We start from the raw sequence: 17,810 nt of genomic DNA, 5'->3' as shown, positions 1-17,810 counted from the left end.
TGCGGTTTGGACCCGCCAAGACTGCCATGGAGCAACTGGCCGGTGAAACAGGCCAGGTCGGGGCAAGCCGGATGATGACGTCGGCAACGGCTGCGCCCCTTCTTCTCGGGGGCGCAGCCGTGGGGCGTGCCGACAGGCGCGTTACTCCGTACGCAGCCCGTCCGGGCGCATCAGCCGCAGCAGCGGCGGCACACTGAGGGCCGTCACCACGAGGACGACCGCCGAGCCGATGCCCGTCATGGCCAGGACGCTCAGCCAGTCGACGGTCACCTTGGTGTCCGTCATCTTCAGCAGGACCGCGCCCAGGGTGAGGCCCACCACCGAGGCGAGGAGCAGGCCGAGGGCGACCGGGATCGCGGTCTGCCACAGCACTGACAGGCTCAGCGTGCGGCGCCGGGTGCCGAAGGCGACGAGGACCGACAGGAGCTTCTTGCGCTCGCGCAGCTGCTCCAGCTGTGAGACGAGCAGGCTCGCCCCGATCAGCGCGAGAACACAGGCCGCACCGACGAACAGTCCGGTGCGGATGGAGTCGAAGGTGTCGGAGCGCTCAGTCGCCGAGTACGACCAGGGGCTCGAGAGCGGGTCCACCTTCGCCGCGGTGTTGCGTACGAGTTCCTGCACGTCCGGGACCGCCATGTCGAGCTGCAGATAGATCTGCCCGTCGAGGGTCGAGGCCGCCGCGGTGGGCAGCGCGCTCGGGGTGAACAGGAAACCGCCCCGCTCCCAGCCCTTCGGGTCATTGCCCGGGGCGGCCTTCATGATGCCCCGCGGCACCGTCCAGGCGACCTCCTTGCCCTTCTCTTCCCCGCTGTAGGAGGGGTCGATGTAGAGCTTCCCGCCGGGTGCGGCGAGCTTCGGGGTGTCCGTGTCGTAATCGGCGCCGTGCACCGCGAAGACGTCACCCTCGCGGCACGAGGGCAGCTTCGCCACCTCGCGCAGGGAGGCGCAGTCGCCGACGGTCAGCTGCGTGGTCGTCTCGGGGTCCTTCCTGCCCGCGCCCAGCCAGCCGTCGGAGAGCGCCATGGCCTGGCGCACACCACGGGTCTCGGCGAGGGACTGCCGGGCCTCGGCGAGTGGGGCGGTCCTCGGTACGGACATCTGCATCTGGGCGCGCGAGAGGTCGTTGCCGGTGGACTCCGTGTAGTCGCCCTGGACTCCGGCGAACAGCATCTGCAGGGCGATCGCGCCGGCCACCGCCACCGCGATGCCGTTCACCATGCGGGCCGCCGTACCGCTGCTCAACTGGAGCCTGCGGACCGCCAGTTGCCAGGAGACCGAGCCCGAGTTCAGCCGGGCCACGACGGCCTCCACGATCCACGGCAGCAGCGCGGTGATGCCGACGAGGAGCAGGATGACGCCACCGGTCACCATGTACTCGTTGAAGTTCCCGTTCTCGGTGCCCTTCCCGATCATCGGGACGAGCAGCCCGATACCGCCCAGCGGCAGCAGCAGCCGCCACCACAGACGGCGTCGCGCGGGCCTGGCCGTGCGCACCACGCCGAGCGGCTCGATGACCACACCGCGCAGGGCGAGCAGCGTCACCGCGACCGCGGCCGCCGGGACCGCGACGGCGATCAGGACGGCGAGTACGGGCGTCGGGTTGAGGTAGCTCGGGAAGACGCTGAAGCCGAAGACCTCGACGGAGCCCGCGATCTGACGGCCGATCAGGAAGAAGCCGGTGCCGAAGAGCAGCCCGAGCACCGCGCCGGAGAGTGCCTCGCCCGCGGCGATCCGGCGGGTCATGCGGCTGTCGGCGCCGACCAGCCGCAGTGCCGCGAGCCTGCGGTCGCGCCGCTCGCCGCCGAAGCGTACGGCCGCGGCGATGAAGACGCCGACGGGCATCAGCAGCACCACGAAGACCGTGAGGACGAGCAGCAGCAGGACCGGGTCCATCTCCTCCGCGGGCTCCTCCTCCCCCTGGAAGGTGTTGATACGGGTGACGTTGGCGCCGCCGTGGTACCGGGCCAGGTTCTCGCCGCCCGCGTAGAAGGCGAGTTCGGCCGAACCGATGAGGCCCGGCTCGCTGATCGTGCCGGTGATCCGCTCCGGCAGCCGCTCATGCAGCAGCTTGGCGTCCTTGGACTCCAGCAGCTCCTTGAGCGCGGGCGACACGACCATCTCGCCCGGCGCGGGGAACTTCTTCAGCCCCGGCGGCAGCGGTGCCCGCAGGCCCTCGGGCTCTAGTTGGCGGCCGCGGATGTCGTGGCTGCGGAACTCGGTGTCGACGTTCGCGACGAGCACGGTGTTGTCGGCCTTGGGCGGCTCGGTCTCGCCGAACGTCATGTCCGTGCGCGCGTTCTCGCGGTCGGACCGTGCCTGCATCGCGCTCGGTATCGCGGTGGTGAGCAGCAGCAGCGCCACACCGAGACCGACTCCCACGCCCGTGAGCAGGACGCGGACCCAGCCCTCGCGGCCCCCGGTGAACGCGAACTTGGCGCCCATGGCCAGGTCCTTCGACCACTGGCGTGCACTCATACGACGCGCTCCATGTCCCGGGACTTGCCGTCGCGTACGACGATCTCGCGGTCCGAGTAGGCGGCGACGCGGGCCTCGTGGGTGACGAGGACGACGGCGGCGTTGGCGGAGCGGGCGGCGTCGGTGAGCAGCTCCATCACGCGTTCGCCGTTGAGGGAGTCGAGGGCGCCGGTGGGCTCGTCGGCGAACAGCACGCGCGGGTCGGTGACCAGGGCGCGGGCGACGGCGACGCGCTGGCCCTGGCCGCCGGAGACCTCGCCGGGCCGCTTGGCCTTGAGGTCGTCGACCTCCAGCTGCTCCATCCGCGCCAGGGCGGTGCGCTCGGCCTCCTTGCGGGAGGCGCCGTTGAGCCGCAGCGGCAGGGCCACGTTCTCGACGCAGGTCAGCTCCGGTACGAGCTGGCCGAACTGGAAGACGAAGCCGAACTGGGAGCGGCGCAGCGCGCTGCGCTGGGCGTCGTTCATGGTGGCCATTTCCTGGCCGCCGTACATGATCGAGCCCGAGTCGGGCGTCACGATGCCGGCGAGGCAGTGCAGGAGGGTCGACTTGCCGGAGCCCGAGGGGCCCATCACGGCGACGACCTCGCCCGGGTGGATGTTGAACCCGGCGCCGTCCAGGGCGTTGGTGGGGCCGTACGCCTTGCGCAGGTCGTGGGCCACGAGCAGGGAGCCTGCGGGGGTCATCGAGTCACCGCCTCTGCGAGCTTGCCGAGGCGCGCGGCGGTGAGTTCCAGCCAGCGCAGGTCGGCTTCGAGATGGAAGAGTGCGTGGTCGCAGATCAGCTGGTCGGCGAGATCGCCCTTGCGCTTGCGGTCGGTGAGCATCCGCATCATGCGCAGGTGCTCGGCGCGCTGGGTGTCGAGGATCCCGGACGCGTCGCGGTGCGTCAGGAGGGCGAGGACGACCTTCGTGTAGAGGGTCGACTGGAGGTAGGGCTCCGGCTTCTCCGGTGTGGCGAGCCACCGCTGGACGTCGGTGACGCCCGCCTCGGTGATCGCGTACCGCTTGCGCTCGGGGCCGTCGCCCGCCTCTATCCCGTCGACCTCCACGAGGCCGTTCTTCAGCAGCCGGGACATCGTCGAATAGACCTGGCCGTAGTGGAGCGGCCGGTCGTGACCGAACTTCTCGTCGAAGGCCCGCTTCAGGTCGTAACCGTGGCGGGGCCCGGACTCCAGGAGTCCTAGGAGCGTGTGACCGATGGACATGCGGAGCACTGTACACAGGGCGTATACACCGCGTGTATACGCACCGTGGACAGCCGCGTTCGAGGCGTACGGGTCCGCAGGTCAGGCTTGATTGTCACGGTTCTGTCACTGGGGTGACGGGTGGGGTGTCAGGACCTTTTCCGAACCCCCAAAAGCCTGTGCAGTTCCCCCCCGCGCCCCTAGGTCTTCAGGGGCGCGGGGAACTGCGCGACCAGCCACAACGCACCCGCAGGCACATCGCAGCCTGTCCGGCCGTCTAGTCCTCGGGCTCCCCGGAAAGGGGAGGCCGGCCACGGCGAGGTATCGGTCCAGCCCCGCCGGGAAGGCGCCCCGTTTCCGCCAGCGCCCTCCGCAGCAGGAACTCGATCTGCGCGTTGGCGGAGCGCAGCTCGTCGCCGGCCCACCGGGCAAGCGCCTCGTACACGAGCGGATCCAGCCGCAACAGCACCTGCTTGCGCTGCTGCGGCCGCCGCTGGGGGGAAGCCCCCTCGGAAGGTGAGGTCACTGGTAGAGGCACCCCGTGTTGAGGACGGGCTGCGGGGCGCGGTCCCCGCACAGGACCACCAACAGGTTCGACACCATCGCCGCCTTCCGCTCGGAGTCCAGCTCGACGATGTCCCTCCCCCAGCCTCGAACAGCCTCGGCCGGGGGGACCCCGATGGTGATCCGGGCGAGCGCGTCCTCGACCATGCCGACCGCACCGTCCACGATCTGCCGCCGCGCGGCGACGACCGCACCCGCCTGCTGCCGCTGGAGCATCGCCGAGGCGATCTCGGGAGCGTACGCGAGATGTGTGAAGCGGGACTCGATGATCTGGACACCCGCGGCCTCCACGCGCGCGTGCAGTTCGACGGCGAGCTTCTCGGTGATCTCCTCGGCGTTGCCCCGCAGCGACAGACCGTCCTCGTCATGGGCGTCGTACGGGTACTCGATGGCGATGTGACGCACCGCCGCCTCGGTCTGGGTGGCGACGAACTCCGGGAAGTCGTCCACCTCGAAGCTCGCCTGCGCGGTGTCCTCGACCTTCCACACCACGACCGCGGCGAGCTCGATCGGGTTGCCGTACGCGTCGTTGACCTTGAGGACGGCCGTCTCGTGATTGCGTACCCGCGTCGAGATCTTCGTACGGGACGAATGGGGGTCCCCCCGCTCGAGCGCAGTCGAGAGTGGGGGAGGGTTCACCCAGCGCAGGCCGTCCTCGCGGATCGTCCCCCGGCGGCGGCCGAAGAGCTGGACGACGCGGACCTCGCCCGGCGCCACCATGTTCAGACCGCACATGGCGATGAAGGCCGCGAGGCCGATCAGGATGCCGAACACGATCAGCGCGGCCTTGCCGCCGGTGGAGTCCACCGCGGTGGCGCTGACGATCATTCCGGCGCCCGCCGGCAGTCCGACCAGCCCGAGCAGCAGCGCGAGCCCGCCGCCGATGCTGTGCGCGACGGACTCCCGGACGCGCGGTGCGGGCATCTCGGGTACGTCGGCGGAGTGTGGAGTGTCGTGCGTGGACACGGGTGATCCCCCGTTTCGTGGTGCGGTGTCTCGCGGTGCCGCGGCTCGTCGCGCGAGCCCTTAGCTTGATGATAGCTAAGTGATAACACTTTACCCGCCACAGCAACCTTCTACTCATCCGAATCGTCGGTTCCATAGGGACACGTCGGGACAGGTGCTGATTGTCACGTCCGCAAAAGACGGGATCGAGCGTCCTATGTCCCCACGCGCGGTGTTAGTTTGCTGAGCTGACCTGAGCTGTGAACCTGTGAGACACGAGAGACGGAAGCGGAGCGGATCGGACCCATGGGACGAGCGGAAGAAAGACGAGCGCGGCAGCGCGGCGGTGGACACCGCGCAGCGCCGAAGCGCTCGTCCAGAGCCGGCGCCAAGGGTGGTGCCAAGGCCGGCGCGAAGAGTGGCATACGTCGCTTCTTCACCTGGAAGAAGCTCCTCGGTACGTTCTTCGGCCTCTGTCTGCTCGGGATGGCGGCCTTCGTCGCTCTGTACCTGATGATCGACGTTCCCAAGGGCAACGCCGCCGCGGTCCAGCAGAGCAACATCTACAAGTACAGCAACGGCGACACGCTCGCCCGCGACGGCGACGTCAACCGCGAGCTCGTCGACCTGGACCAGGTCTCCAAGGGCGTCCGGATGACCTTCGTCGCCGCCGAGAACAAGTCCTTCTACGAGGACGCCGGCGTCGACTTCAAGGGCACGGCCCGCGGTCTGCTCAACACCCTCTCCGGCAAGGGCAAGCAGGGTGGTTCGACGATCACCCAGCAGTACGTCAAGAACTACTACCTGACGCAGGACCAGACCGTCACGCGCAAGCTGAAGGAACTGGTCATCTCCCTGAAGGTGGACCGCCAGGAGTCCAAGGACGACATCCTCGCGGGCTACATGAACACCAGCTACTACGGCCGCAACGCGTGGGGCATCCAGGCCGCCGCGCAGGCCTACTACCGCGTCGACGCGGTGGACCTCGACGTCGCGCAGGGCGCGTACCTCGCCGCACTGCTCCAGGCGCCGAGCCAGTACGACTGGGCGGTCGCGAGCGACACCAGCAAGAAGCTGGTCACCGCCCGCTGGAACTACGTCCTGGACAACATGGTCGAGGAGGGCTGGCTCAGCTCCGCCAAGCGCGACGGCATGAAGTTCCCCGTGCCGAAGGACCCCAAGGGCGCGCCCGGTCTGCAGGGCCAGGCCGGCTACCTGGTGGAGGCCGCCGACACCGCGCTGAAGAAGCAGCTCGTCGCGCAGGGCACGGCCGCGGACATGGATGAGGCCGAGACCATGGTCAAGGCCGGCGGCTGGACGATCACCCTGAACATCGACAAGAAGAAGCAGGCCCAGCTGGAGAAGTCGGTCAAGAGCCAGCTGACCAGCAAGCTGGACGCCGAGAAGCGGAACATCGACGCCGACGTCCAGGCCGGTGCCGCGTCCGTCGACCCGAAGACCGGCAGGGTCCTCGCGATGTACGGCGGCGTGGACTACGTGAAGCACTACACGAACAACGCGACGCGCCGCGACTACCAGCCCGCCTCCACCTTCAAGCCGCTGATCCTGGCCGCGGCCGTCGACAAGGACGCCGAGACACAGGACGGCACGCCGGTCACGGCGAAGACCATCTACGACGGCACCAGCAAGCGTCCCGTCGTCGACGACGGCAAGAAGGTCGGCTTCGCCCCGCCGAACGAGGACGACGTCGACTACGGAGACGTCACCGTCCAGACCGCGATGAACAAGTCCATCAACTCCGTCTTCGCCCAGCTGGGCGTCGACGTCGGCATGGACCAGGTCATGAAGACCGCGGGCGACCTCGGCATGGACGTCGAGGGCGCCAAGTCGGTGCCCGCCCAGACCCTCGGCACGATGGGCGCGAGCCCGCTGGAGATGGCGGGCGTCTACGCGACGCTCGACAACCACGGCAAGAAGGTCACGCCGGCCCTCGTGAAGTCGGTCGAGCACAAGGACCGGGCGGTCAAGTTCCCGGACCCGATCGGCGACCAGGTCATCAGCCCCGAGGCCGCCGACACGGTCACCTCGGTGCTGACCGGCGTGGTCGACGACGGTACGGCCAAGACGTCCGTACGCGACAACCCGGCCCGTGACGGCCAGCAGGTCGCGGGCAAGACCGGTACGTCCGACTGCAACAAGTCGGCCTGGTTCACCGGCTACACGCCCAAGCTCGTCACCTCGGTGGGTGTCTTCGGCGAGGCGGCCAAGGCGGGCACGACCCGCTGCGGCAAGGACAAGCCGGTGAAGGTCAAGGCGTTCAGCCAGGTCACGCTGCAGGGCGCGGCCGGCGGCGGCCGGGTCAACGGCGGTGGCTTCCCGGCCCAGATATGGGCGACGTACACCTTCGGCGTGATGGGCAGTGTCTCCAAGTTCGACCTGGACACCGACCAGGGCGCGGCCGTCCAGCCGACGATCACGCCGACGGCCACTCAGCCGCCGACGACCCCGTCCGACGATCCGAGCACCGAGGATCCGACGACGAAGCCGCCGACCACCAGCCCGCCGCCGGAGAGCAGTCCCGAGGAGACCCCGACCGAGAGCGAGGATCCTCCGACGCCGACCACCAGCGCACCGTCACCACCGGACGGCATAGAACTGCCGACGGACCCGGACGACCCACAGTCGGATCAGTAGCGGCGCCCCGGCAAAAGAGGCGCCCCGTAAGGGGCGCGGGGAGCTGCGCGACCAGCCACGAACAACGCGCAGCTCACAGCGCGCAGTTCCCCGACGCCGCTTCAAAGACCGCTCACTGCGGAGCGACCTCGTGGGCGATCCGGTCACCGATTTCCTTGTCGATGTTCCGCCAGTACTGCAGCGCACGCTCCAGCACGGGCCGGGACACATCGGCCTGCAGATGCCCGCTGACGTTCGACACGAGCCGGTCCCGGGCGGCGTCGTCGAGGACCTGCCGGACCATCGTCCCGGCCTGCCCCCAGTCGTCGTCCTCCCGGTGCCGCTCGGTCGCCTCGCGCACCAGCTCCCCGAGGGTCTGCCAGCTCGCCGGATCGCCGAACCGCCCGTAGTCGGCCGCGGGCCCGCCGTAGGAGTTGGGCGCGTACGGGCGGGCCGCGTTGGACGCCTCGTACCGCATGGGGCCGTCCTTGGCGTACGAGTTGACCGGAGCGTGCGGCCGGTTGGGCGGCAGCTGCGCGTAGTTGGGGCCGATCCGGTACCGGTGGGTGTCCGGGTACGAGAACAGCCGGCCAAGGAGCATCTTGTCCGGCGAGGGGCCGATGCCCGGCACCAGGTTGGACGGCTCGAAGGCGGCCTGCTCGATGTGGATGAAGTAGTCCTCGGGGTTCCTGTCGAGGGTCATCCGGCCGACGTCGATGAGCGGGTAGTCGCCGTGCGGCCAGACCTTCGTCAGGTCGAACGGGTTGAAGCGGTAGTCCGCAGCGTCCTCGAACGGCATGATCTGGACCTTGAGCGTCCAGCTCGGCGCGTTCCCGGACTCGATCGACTCGTACAGGTCCCGGCGGTGCTTGTCCGCGTCCGAACCGGCGAGTTCGTCGGCCTCGTCCTGTGTGAGGAAGTCGATGCCCTGGTCGGTCTTGAAGTGGTACTTCACCCAGAACCGCTCACCGGCGCCGTTGATCCACATGTAGGTGTGGGACGAGTAGCCGTTCATGTGGCGGTACGTCTTCGGGATGCCGCGGTCGCCCATCAGCCAGGTCACCTGGTGTGCCGACTCGGGCGAGAGCGTCCAGAAGTCCCACTGCATGTCGTTGCTGCGCAGCCCGGTCGCCGGGTGGCGCTTCTGCGAGCGGATGAAGTCCTGGAACTTGATCGTGTCACGGACGAAGAAGACCGGCGTGTTGTTGCCCACGAGGTCGTAGTTGCCGTGCTCGGTATAGAACTTGAGCGCGAAACCGCGGGGGTCGCGCCAGGTGTCGGGCGAGCCCTGCTCACCGGCGACGGTCGAGAAGCGCGCCAGCATCTCCGTGCGCTTCCCGGGCTGGAACAGATCGGCCTTGGTGAACTGGCTGACGTCATTGGTGACTTCGAAGAATCCGTACGCGCCACTGCCCTTGGCGTGCACCACCCGCTCGGGGACCCGCTCCCGGTTGAACTGGGCCATCTTCTCGATGAGGTAGTGGTCCTGGAGCAGGATCGGGCCGTCGGGACCGACGGTGAGCGAGTGTTCGTCGCTCTCCACCGGAATTCCGACGTTGTTCGTGGTGTACGGAGCCTTCTGGGGTGCCTGCGTCACGAGCGTCCTCCCGTCAAGAAGAGAGTCGTTAGGTCGCTTCGGCCACCCCAGCAGTCAACTCCGCCGACGGGATGTCGGCAACATTTGGACGCGGTCCAATACCGGTTCGGGTCTCACTCGGCTGCCGGGGGGCGTCTCCCGTGGGTACCCCCCGATCAGGGATCGACTCGGCCGTCGTCCGACTCAGCCGTGGTTCAGCTCGAACCAGACCACCTTTCCCGTGCTGAGCCGGGTCGCGCCCCACCGCCTGGCCAGCTTGTTCACCAGGTAGAGCCCGCGGCCGCCCTCGTCCGTGGCCCGTGCCTGCCGCAGCCGCGGCAACTGCGGCACGTCGTCACCGACCTCGCAGCGCAGCACGTCCGTACGGAGCAGACGCAGCGTGACCGGCCGTGACGTGTAGCGCACGGCGTTCGTCACGACCTCACTGACGAGCAGCTCCAGGGAGTCCGTGAGCTCCTCCAGACCCCAACGGGAGAGCGCCTTGCGGGCCAGTCGGCGGGCCCGGCCGGGCGCCGCGTCCTCGGGGTCCAGATGCCAGAACGCGACGTCGCTCGGCGCGATCCCGTCGAAGCGGGCGGCGAGCAGCGCGATGTCGTCGTCCCGGTCGCCCGGGCCGAGCATGTCGAGCACCTCGTCGCACAGCGCCTCAAGGGGCGGCGGATGGTCGGCGCCGGTCAGCTGCGCGGTGGCGGCGAGCTTCTCGCGCAGCTGTTCTATACCGGTCCACACGTCACGCAGCCGCGACTCGACCAGGCCGTCGGTGTAGAGCAGCAGGGTGGCGCCGGCGGGCGCGTCCAGCTCGACCGCCTCGAAGTCCACCCCGCCGACACCGATCGGGGCGCCCGGCGGTACGCGCAGGACCTCGGCCCGGCCGCCCAGGTGGAGCAGGACGGGCGGGGGATGGCCCGCGTTGGCGATGGTGATGCGGTGCGCGACCGGGTCGTACACCGCGTACAGGCAGGTAGCCATGCGGTCGGTGCCGAGCCGCTGGGCCTGCTCGTCCAGGTGGTGCAGGACCTCCTGCGGCGGCAGGTCGAGCCCTGCGAGGGTCTGTGCGGTCGTCCGCAGTTGGCCCATGATCGCGGCCGAGGTCATGGAGTGGCCCATGACGTCACCGACGACGAGGGCGACCCGGCTGCCGGGCAGCGGGATCGCGTCGTACCAGTCGCCGCCGACCCTGGCCGTCTCCGCGGCAGGCAGATAGCGGGACGCCAGCCGCACGCCGGTCGGCCGGGGCAGCGTCTCGGGCAGCATCGTGCGCTGCAGCTCGTCCGCGATGTACGCCTCGCGCCCGTACAGCACGGCCTTGTCGATGCCGAGGGCGCTGTGCGTGGCGAGCTGGGCCGCGACGAGCAGATCGTCGGTCTCGAACGCGGGCCGGTCCGGGCGGCGCAGGAACAGCGCGGCGCCGATCACACGGCGGCGGCCCCTCAGCGGGGCGAGGATCGCCCGCTGGCCGCCGGGCACGGTCAGGTCCTCGCCGATCAGCTCGGGCAGCGCGGCCCGTGCGGCGGGCGCGTCCGCGAAGACGGGCCGGACACCGCGCAGCACCTCGTTCAGCGCGCCGCCGGGCCGTACGGTGCACAGCTCGGCGGTGATGCCGAGGTCGGGCTCGGGCTGGAGCGCGGGCAGCAGGAAGCCCTCGGTGTCCCGGTCCTCGGGGATCCGGTCCGTGCGCCGCAGCCGCAGCACGACGGGCCCGGTGGGCCGTTCGTCGCCGACGGGCAGCGGGTCGCGCAGATAGACGAGGATCGCGTCCGAGAAGGTCGGCACGGTGGCCCGGCACAGGCCCATCACGATCTCGTCGAGGTCGATGCCGCGGGCGATCCGCCGGGTGGCGGCCCCCACGAAGCGCAGCCGGTCGCCGTCCCGGCGCATGGGCATGGGAGTGCCCGGCGCGGTCCCCTGCCCCGTACGCCGCTCCTTGCCGCTCTGGACCGCGGCCGCCTCGGCACCCGACTGGGCCGGGATGGTCTCGGGCGCGGGCCGCGGGCGATGCGGGTCCGGCTCCGTGACGGACGGCTGGGAATGCTCGGATCCCGATCCGGCGGGAGCGTCCGTCGGGCCGTGACCGCCGGAGGGCGCGGGCGGGCCCTGGCTGTCGGCCGGGGTCCCGGACGCGGCGGGCGTGCCCGTGGCGGCGGCGAGGGCGCCCGGGGGCGTGGGGGAGCCGGTCGGGCCCTGGCCGTCGGAAGCGGGCGCGCCCGGGATCCCGGGCGAGGCGGGGGCCTCGGCCGGCCGTCCCTGTGCGGGTAAACCGGTGGAACCCTGCGCCGGCGGCTCCGGGGTACGCAGAAGCGCCCCGCGGGGGTCCGCGGGGGCGGTGGGCCGGGCAGCGCTTGGCTGGCGGCGCTCGTGGGAGGTGGGGTGCTCCGTCACGCGTGTCGAATCCATCCGTCCGGTGCTGCGCGCCGTGCGTGCAGTTCGTCCCGCAGAAATCCCGATACCCGGAATGCGTGCCCCGGGAACGGAATCACCGCGTGGTCAGACAGCCTCTCAGAAGAGGGACCGTCGGGCACCGGCGGGAACAGCCCGTCCGGCCGTCTCCTGACCGTACCGCTGTGGCCCTCGTGTCCCTCGCTCACGTCCTGCCGCCCCTCGGTGACGTTCGGTCAAGCCCAGCGTGTGCTCCGGGAGTTGTCGCCTCGCGCCCGCCCGCCACCCGACCACCACTCCTCAACGACGGTGCTGCGCACCGACCGTGACTGTTCGTTGCGGAGGACGATCCTACGGTTCTACCACGGGGGCACATCAAGGGTCTCATGTGGACACGTGCGCGGGCGTACGATCCCAGTCGTCCGGCAGTGACGGTACGGACCAGGACGGATCCGGGCGCCAGTGCTGCCAGCCGTCCGACAACGGCGGGCCCCAGGCGCGGATCACCTCCACCGCGGCCCGGCCGGCCTCCCGCACCCGCGCGGCCAGTCGGGCGTCCATCAGGCCGTCCCGCTGGGCCTGCGCGAACTCGTCCTCGTCGCGCCAGTCCCAAGTCCGGTCCGGGTTCACCGAGATGTCGAGGAAGTGGTCCTCGGAGTCCACCCCGCCGGCCCATCTGGCCAGCGGTTCCTCCAAGTTGACGTACCAGTTCTTGAACTGCCAGCCCGGCTCCCAGAACAGCCACACCGACCACGGCTCACCGGGCCGCGCCAGCTTCAGCACGCCGGTGCCGAACCAGTGGCCGCGCTGCACGGTCCTGGGCTTGGTGTAACGGGACTCCAGCGGCTCCACGTGCACGGGCGTCCCGTCGGCGAGGACGGGCTTCACGCACTCCGTCCCGGGGGCCAGCCACACGGCGAGCAGCTCCTCGTCGTCCCGCACGACGGTCACGGGGCGCACGATGTGGAAGCGTTCGCCGGCGTTCTCCCGGTAACGCCACAGGATCCGACTCCCGGGGTTCCAGTACGCCGCCGACCCGCCCGCTTCCACGTGTGTCACCGCTTCACCCTCTGCCATGAACAGATATTAGGTGCCCATGGCATACGACGCTGCGGCGCGCGTCACGGTTCGCGCGCCGGGCCGAATGACGTTACGGGCGCGTCATCCGCAGGACATCCAGGGCCTCGTCGAGCTGTTCCCGGGTGAGATCTCCCCGCTCGACGTACCCCGACTCCAGGACGACCTCACGGATGGTCCTCCGCTCGGCGAGGGCCTTCTTGGCGACCTTCGCGGCCTCCTCGTAGCCGATGTACTTGTTCAGCGGCGTCACGACGGACGGCGACGACTCGGCGTACTCGCGGGCCCGCTCGCGGTCGGCGGTGATCCCGTCGACGGTCCGGTCGGCGAGCAGCCGGGAGACGTTCGCGAGGAGCCGGATCGACTCCAGTACGTTCCTGGCGATTACCGGCAGCATCACGTTGAGCTCGAAGTTTCCGGAGGCTCCGGCAGTGGCGATCGTCGCGTCGTTGCCGGTCACCTGCGCGGCGACCATCAGTACGGCCTCGGGAATGACCGGATTGACCTTGCCCGGCATGATCGACGACCCGGGCTGGAGGTCGGGAAGACTGATCTCGGCCAGACCGGTCCGGGGCCCGGAGGCCATCCACCGAAGGTCATTCGAGATCTTCGTGAGCCCCACTGCGATGGTCCGCAGCTGCCCACTGGTCTCGACGATCCCGTCGCGCGCCCCCTGCGCCTCGAAGTGGTCGCGCGCCTCGGTGAGCGGCAGCCCGGTGCTCCGCGCGACCTCGGCGATCACGGCGGCGGAGAACCCGGGCGGGGTATTGATCCCGGTCCCCACCGCGGTCCCCCCGAGCGGCAGCTCGGCGAGCCGCGGCAGGGAGGCCTGAAGCCGCTCGACCCCGTACCGCACCTGGGCGGCATACCCGCCGAACTCCTGCCCGAGCGTCACGGGCGTCGCGTCCATCAGATGCGTACGCCCGGACTTCACGACGTCGGCGAACTCCTCGGACTTGCGGGTGAGCGCGTCCGCGAGGTGCTCCAGGGCGGGGACGAGATCGCGGGTGACGGCGGCGGTCGCGGCGATGTGGATGGACGAGGGGAAGACGTCGTTGCTGGACTGCGAGGCGTTCACATGGTCGTTCGGATGTACGTCCCTGCCGAGCCGTTCCGTCGCCAGCGTGGCGATGACCTCGTTCGTGTTCATGTTGGACGAGGTCCCGGAGCCTGTCTGAAAAACGTCCACGGGGAAGTGGTCGTCCCACTTCCCGTCCACGACCTCCGCGGCAGCTTCCTGGATGGCCTCCGACACGTCCTTGTCGAGCACCCCGAGCCCGGCGTTCACCTTGGCCGCGGCCGCCTTGATCCTGGCGAGGGCCTCGATGTGCGCCCGCTCGATCCGCTGCCCGGAGATGGGGAAGTTCTCGACGGCACGCTGGGTCTGCGCCCGCCATTTCGCGTCCGCGGGGACGCGGACCTCACCCATGGAGTCGTGTTCGATCCGGTAGTCGCTCATGAGACGTACAGCGCCCCCGCCGCCCCTACCCATTCCCGTCCCCTGGGGCTCCGCCCCAGACCCCGTGGGGTGCGTTGTCGGGTGCGGGCCCAGGTGTGGCTGATCGCGCAGTTCCCCGCGCCCCTTTTAGGGGCGCGGGGAACTGCGCAGTCTTTTGGGGGTTCGGGGGCGGAGCCCCTGAGTCAGGGACGGTGGGGGTCCCCCCGCTCGAGCGAAGCCGAGAGTGGGGGAGGGTAGGGGCGGCGGGGGCGAGGAAACCCCGCCGCGGCCACGGCTAACCCAGCCCAGGCCCCCGCACAGGAATGGACGTGAACGTAGGCGCCGGCGCCGGGTCCTTGAAGAAGTCGTTGCCCTTGTCATCGACGACGATGAACGCCGGGAAGTCCTCCACCTCGATCTTCCACACGGCCTCCATCCCGAGCTCCTCGTACTCGACGACCTCGACCTTCTTGATGCAGTCCTGCGCAAGCCGCGCGGCGGGGCCCCCGATGGAGCCGAGGTAGAAACCACCGTGCGCGTCACAGGCGTTGGTGACCTGCACGGACCGGTTCCCCTTGGCGAGCATCACCTTGGACCCACCCGCCGCCTGGAACTGCTCCACGTACGAGTCCATCCGCCCGGCCGTGGTGGGCCCGAACGACCCGGACGCGTACCCCTCGGGCGTCTTGGCCGGCCCCGCGTAGTACACGGGGTGGTCCTTCAGGTACTGCGGCATCTCCTCGCCCGCGTCCAACCGCTCCTTGATCTTGGCGTGCGCGATGTCCCGCGCCACGACGAGCGGCCCGGAGAGGGACAGCCGGGTCTTCACCGGGAACTTGGTGAGCTCGGCGAGGATGTCGTCCATGGGCTGGTTCAGGTCGATCTTGACGACGTCCGACGCCTCGTCGAGGTGCTCGCCCGTGGTCTCCGGCAGGAACCGCGCCGGGTCGGTCTCCAACTGCTCAAGGAAGACGCCCTCGGCGGTGATCTTCGCGACGGCCTGCCGGTCCGCGGAGCAGGACACGGCGATGGCGACCGGACAGGACGCCCCGTGCCGCGGCAGCCGCACCACACGCACGTCGTGACAGAAGTACTTGCCGCCGAACTGCGCCCCGATCCCGATCCGCTGCGTCAGCTCGAAGACCTTCTCCTCCAGCTCCTTGTCCCGGAAGCCGTGTCCGAGTTCGGAGCCCTCGGCCGGGATCTCGTCCAGGTAGTGCGCGGAGGCGTACTTCGCGGTCTTCAGGGCGTACTCGGCGCTCGTACCGCCGACGACGATCGCCAGGTGGTAGGGCGGGCAGGCCGCGGTACCCAGGGAGCGGATCTTCTCCTCCAGGAACTTCATCATGGAGGACTCGTTCAGAACGGCCTTCGTCTCCTGGTAGAGGAACGACTTGTTGGCCGAGCCGCCGCCCTTGGCCATGAAGAGGAACTTGTAGGCGCCGCCGTCCGTCGCGTACAGCTCGATCTGGGCGGGCAGGTTCGACCCGGTGTTCTTCTCGTCCCACATGGTGAGAGGGGCCATCTGCGAGTAGCGCAGGTTGAGGTTCAGGTAGGCGTCGTAGATTCCGCGGCTCAGCGCGGCCTCGTCGCCGCCCTCGGTGAGCACGTTCTGCCCGCGTTTGCCCATGACGATCGCCGTGCCGGTGTCCTGGCACATGGGCAGGACGCCCGCGGCGGCGATGTTCGCGTTCTTCAGGAGGTCCAGCGCGACGAACTTGTCGTTGCCCGACGCCTCGGGGTCGTCGATGATGCGCCGCAGCTGGGCGAGGTGCGCCGGCCGCAGATAGTGCTGGATGTCGTGGATGGCCTCGGCGGCGAGCGTGCGCAGAGCCTCCGGCTCCACCTTGAGGAACGTGCGCCCGTCGGCCTCGAAGGTGGAGACACCCTCGGAGGTCACCAGCCGGTAGGGGGTGGTGTCCTCTCCCTGGGGGAGCAGATCGGTGTACGCGAACGCCGGGCTGGGCGGGGGGGAATTATGCGGCATCTCGCCAAATCCTTCATCGACAGACAGCGGCCGGCCTCCGTTGGCGGGCGCACACCAGCGTAGAACCTGCTACCGACACCGAGCTTGTGAGGTAAGGCTCAGTTCGCCGTCCACACCCTCTAGTCGCGATCTATCGCGTTTGGGTACGCTGCTGTCGTGGACCTAGAGAAGCGCACCGCACCCGCACCCGACCTTCGGAAGCAGACCGACCTCCGGGCGTCCGACGCCGACCGCGACCGGACGGCGGACATCCTGCGCGAGGCCCTCGCCGAGGGCCGCCTCACCGCGGAGGAGCACTCCGAGCGGGTCGAGGACGTCTTCCGCGCGAAGACCGTCGGCGAGCTGGAACCACTCGTGGCGGACCTGCCGGTGGCCCATCGGTCCCACTCGGCGGCGACGTTCGCCCCGGCGCCGAACCGCCCCACCCCGGGCACGGTCCCCCCGGTCGCCGAGGAGAACGTGGTGGCGGTGTTCAGCGCCGCGGTCCGCAAGGGCCGCTGGCGCATCGGCCGCCGCACGCACGCGTACGCGATCTTCGGCAGCGTGGAGATAGACCTCAGCGAGGCGGTCTTCGAGCACCAGCAGGTCGTGATCAAGGCGATAGCGGTCTTCGGCAACGTCGAGATCCGCGTCCCGGAGAACGTGTCGTTGCGCGGCAACGGCGGCGGGGTCCTCGGCAACTTCGAGGTGGACACGCTCGATTCGGCGGACCACGACGCACCCGTGGTGTACGTGGACGGACTGGCCGTACTGGGAAATATCGAGGCAAAACCCAAGCGGGGCAAGCTGATCGAGGACATCCTCGACCGGGTCGGGGACCGGGTGAACGCCAAGTTGCGCAAACACCTCGGGCATTGACGGTCGCGAATTTCGCGGCCAGCGGAGGGTATTGGTCCAGTAGTGACGGTCCAGTGCCGGTCGGGATCTCCCGCGCTTCGGAACTGAGTGCATAGGCGCGCGTACAGCGGGTAGGCCTTGCTGCATCGTCTCTCGCTCGCGAAGCCGTCGTCAGGAGTAGACCGTGCTGCATCCGCCGCATCAGTCCCTGCAGGTCGCTGCCGTTCCGCCCCAGCCGGTGCCGGTGCGCGACAGGGACCAGGACGCCCCTTGGCACACGGAGGCCGTGTGCCGCCGGGACGAGGCCGGGCTGTTCTTCGCGCCCTCGAAAGAACCCACCGCGGCCCGGCTGTCCCGGGAGGAGGCGGCAAAGCGGGTCTGCGCACGCTGTCCGGTGATGGTCGAATGCCGCGAACACGCACTGCTGCAACCCGAGCCGTACGGAGTATGGGGCGGCCTCACCGCTGCCGAGCGCCGAGTGGTCCTGGCCCGGCGCCGCCGCCGCGACCTCGAACTGCAGAAGGCGGCCCGCGCCACAGGCCCGATAGCCGCCGCCGGCTGACTCGTACGGCGATGGGGCGCCCCTCCGCACAAGGGGCGCCCCATCACCGTACAAGAATCAGCCGTTGCCGTACAGCGCCGGCCAGGTTGCGCCCCTTCAGGGGCGCGGGGCTGTGACATTTTTCGGCTCCGCCGC

Annotated in this window: 13 protein-coding genes; 3 read left to right on the top strand and 10 right to left on the bottom strand. The window is 69.8% G+C overall.

The genetic code is table 11. The annotated features are described in order from the left end of the window. Positions 1-141 precede the first annotated feature (141 nt). From QF035_RS19900 to QF035_RS19880, 5 genes are all read right to left on the bottom strand, one after another. Positions 142-2,475: an ABC transporter permease gene (locus tag QF035_RS19900; protein ID WP_307521768.1), complete on the bottom strand. Its 2,334-nt coding sequence runs from the start codon at positions 2,473-2,475 to the stop codon at positions 142-144. Then, complete coding sequence (locus tag QF035_RS19895; protein WP_189837409.1) at positions 2,472-3,158, bottom strand: ABC transporter ATP-binding protein; 687 nt, start codon at positions 3,156-3,158, stop codon at positions 2,472-2,474. The genes QF035_RS19900 and QF035_RS19895 overlap by 4 nt, the downstream gene beginning before the upstream one ends. Further along, entirely contained in the window at positions 3,155-3,679 is a 525-nt protein-coding gene (locus tag QF035_RS19890; protein ID WP_143636691.1) for a PadR family transcriptional regulator, read from the bottom strand. Before QF035_RS19890 ends, QF035_RS19895 begins: the two co-directional genes overlap by 4 nt. A 256-nt stretch (positions 3,680-3,935) precedes the next feature. Then, entirely contained in the window at positions 3,936-4,235 is a 300-nt protein-coding gene (locus QF035_RS19885; protein ID WP_373466684.1) for a hypothetical protein, read from the bottom strand. Next, complete coding sequence (locus QF035_RS19880) at positions 4,181-5,188, bottom strand: SPFH domain-containing protein (protein WP_307521764.1); 1,008 nt, start codon at positions 5,186-5,188, stop codon at positions 4,181-4,183. Before QF035_RS19880 ends, QF035_RS19885 begins: the two co-directional genes overlap by 55 nt. A 285-nt stretch (positions 5,189-5,473) precedes the next feature. On the opposite strand from QF035_RS19880, the gene QF035_RS19875 reads away from it, so the two are divergent. Continuing rightward, complete coding sequence (locus tag QF035_RS19875) at positions 5,474-7,822, top strand: transglycosylase domain-containing protein (RefSeq protein WP_307521762.1); 2,349 nt, start codon at positions 5,474-5,476, stop codon at positions 7,820-7,822. A 112-nt stretch (positions 7,823-7,934) separates the two neighbouring features. On the opposite strand, the gene QF035_RS19870 is transcribed toward QF035_RS19875, so the two are convergent. From QF035_RS19870 to QF035_RS19850, 5 genes are all read right to left on the bottom strand, one after another. Further along, complete coding sequence (locus tag QF035_RS19870; RefSeq protein ID WP_307521761.1) at positions 7,935-9,398, bottom strand: catalase; 1,464 nt, start codon at positions 9,396-9,398, stop codon at positions 7,935-7,937. A gap of 183 nt (positions 9,399-9,581) precedes the next feature. Further along, positions 9,582-11,792 (bottom strand): ATP-binding SpoIIE family protein phosphatase, encoded by a 2,211-nt coding sequence (locus QF035_RS19865; RefSeq protein WP_373466683.1) that lies wholly within the window; start codon positions 11,790-11,792, stop codon positions 9,582-9,584. A 366-nt stretch (positions 11,793-12,158) separates the two neighbouring features. Then, complete coding sequence (fomD, locus tag QF035_RS19860; protein WP_307521758.1) at positions 12,159-12,851, bottom strand: cytidylyl-2-hydroxypropylphosphonate hydrolase; 693 nt, start codon at positions 12,849-12,851, stop codon at positions 12,159-12,161. Between the two features lie 73 nt (positions 12,852-12,924). After that, complete coding sequence (locus QF035_RS19855; protein WP_307521757.1) at positions 12,925-14,310, bottom strand: class II fumarate hydratase; 1,386 nt, start codon at positions 14,308-14,310, stop codon at positions 12,925-12,927. 274 nt (positions 14,311-14,584) lie between these two features. Beyond that, positions 14,585-16,276, bottom strand: a complete 1,692-nt coding sequence (locus tag QF035_RS19850) for a fumarate hydratase (protein WP_307521756.1) — start codon at positions 16,274-16,276, stop codon at positions 14,585-14,587. 156 nt (positions 16,277-16,432) lie between these two features. Between QF035_RS19850 and QF035_RS19845 the strand changes: the two genes are divergently transcribed. Next, entirely contained in the window at positions 16,433-17,134 is a 702-nt protein-coding gene (locus QF035_RS19845) for a DUF1707 SHOCT-like domain-containing protein (RefSeq protein ID WP_307521755.1), read from the top strand. 163 nt (positions 17,135-17,297) lie between these two features. Further along, positions 17,298-17,675 (top strand): WhiB family transcriptional regulator, encoded by a 378-nt coding sequence (locus QF035_RS19840; protein WP_307521754.1) that lies wholly within the window; start codon positions 17,298-17,300, stop codon positions 17,673-17,675. Positions 17,676-17,810 lie beyond the last annotated feature (135 nt).

The sequence above is a fragment of the Streptomyces umbrinus genome, from assembly GCF_030817415.1.
Taxonomy (GTDB): domain Bacteria; phylum Actinomycetota; class Actinomycetes; order Streptomycetales; family Streptomycetaceae; genus Streptomyces; species Streptomyces umbrinus_A.
This window is presented reverse-complemented; position numbering and strand designations above follow the sequence as displayed.